Here is a 1,657-nt window from a genome sequence, read left to right on the forward strand (position 1 = left end):
TTGGAGTTTAGACTAAACAGCGATTAAATCGTGATCGTCACCGCACTCTTGAACGGCAACGGTCGCTGGCGACAAGTTATGAGGCTCAACCATAAGATAGAAGTAAGCGCGACCGTTGACGTTCTCTTGGATTCGCCAGCACTCTCTCTGATGGCTCAAATTTCAGGAACCTGGCGGGGAATGACTCTCGCTTAATTAAGCGGATTGTACTCACAAGAATTGGGCAAACAAAAGTACCAGTGTACTAATGACACTGGTACTCCCATCTGGTAGAAATTGAAAGTTGTACCACCAACTTACATCTACCTATGATTCAAGCTGACAAACTCAAAGCTTTTCGTCAAGAGGCCTATCAACATCTCACCCGAGCTAAAGACGCCACATTTGAATTGACAGATGCCGTGCTGCTGACTCGTCATGCTTACTGCTTGGCAGACCTATCATTATCTCCTGTGTTTCGACGCGCTTGGTCAAGCATTTACGAAGCCTTGCAAGATTGTAGACCGCAACGTCACAAGTTGATGCAGCTTTACATCAAACAGATGCCAACGGATGTACGTCCCATACTAGCAGGCGACCATACAGCCTGGCCGCGACCAGATGCGCTGAGGTTGCAAGAAAGAACGATCGAACATCAACCGACTGGCATTTATGGTAATCGTCCGATTACTGTTGGTCAAGGATATAGTACGATTGCCTGGATACCAGAAGATACTGGCAGTTGGGCTTTACCTTTTTTACACGAACGGATTACCAGTTGGCAAAGTCCGATCGATAAAGCTGTATGGCAACTCAAACAGCTTTGTAAATACTTACCCTCACGACCGATTTCTTTGTGGGATAGCGAATATGGATGCGCCCCATTTATACTGAAGACGGCTCACATTCCCGCAGACAAATTAATCCGACTCCGTTCCAATCTATGTTTGTGGACTGCGCCACCAGCCTATGGCGGTAAAGGTCGTCCCTACCTACATGGAAATAAATTCAAACTCAATGATTCTAGCACTTGGACAGCAGCGATTGAAAGTCAAGAATTAAAACATCCTCGATTGGGGCAACTACGGATTAGTTTGTGGAAAGACCTGCATTTCCGAGCTGCCCCACATCAGCCAATGCAACTTATTCTCATCGAGCGTAGCGACCGAATTTATACTGGGAAAATGTCCAAGCCTTTATGGTTGATCTGGCTGGGGGAAGAAATGCCTCTTTTAAGTGAAATCTGGCAGCTCTACTTGCGACGCTTTGGCATCGATCATTGGTATCGATTTGCATTCGCAACGTCTGCATTGGACGAAGCCCAAATTGAGTACGCCCAAGCAATGTGAGCGGTGGAGTGATTTGATGCCGATGATTACTTGGGAACTTTGGCTAGCTCGTTTCATTGTTAACGATCGACCCTTACCGTGGCAAAAACCCTTGAGCCAGCTAACCCCTGGTCGAGTCGCTCAGGCGATGCCGGGAGTTTTAGTGGCGATTGGTACACCGGCTCAAGCTCCCAAACTCCGTGGAAAGTCTCCTGGCTGGCCCACTGGGCAACCAAGGTCACCTCGTACTCGTTATCCTGTGGTTAAAAAAGGTGTTTCTCGAACTAAAAAGCACTCCTCAAGTTAGCTTTAAGAGCGATCGATCCAGATTTAATCAGTCTTTTCTTACT

3 protein-coding genes are annotated in these 1,657 nt (G+C 47.0%); all 3 read left to right on the forward strand.

The features are described 5' to 3' along the window. Positions 1-30: 30 nt before the first annotated feature. The 3 genes from QUA20_RS31670 (at position 31) to QUA20_RS31680 (ending at position 1,614) form a co-directional block, all read left to right on the forward strand. Positions 31-195 carry a hypothetical protein gene (locus tag QUA20_RS31670; RefSeq protein WP_333194300.1) on the forward strand — a complete coding sequence of 55 codons (165 nt, stop codon included), beginning with the start codon at positions 31-33 and terminating at the stop codon, positions 193-195. 113 nt (positions 196-308) lie between these two features. After that, positions 309-1,328, forward strand: coding sequence for a transposase (locus QUA20_RS31675; protein WP_333194301.1), 1,020 nt, complete (start codon positions 309-311; stop codon positions 1,326-1,328). Between the two features lie 16 nt (positions 1,329-1,344). Continuing rightward, on the forward strand, positions 1,345-1,614 hold the full coding sequence (locus QUA20_RS31680) for a hypothetical protein (protein WP_333194303.1): 270 nt from the start codon (positions 1,345-1,347) through the stop codon (positions 1,612-1,614). The last annotated feature ends 43 nt before the right edge of the window (positions 1,615-1,657 follow it).

It is taken from the genome of Microcoleus sp. Pol7_A1 (assembly GCF_036701085.1).
GTDB classification, from domain to species: Bacteria; Cyanobacteriota; Cyanobacteriia; order Cyanobacteriales; family Microcoleaceae; genus Microcoleus; species Microcoleus asticus.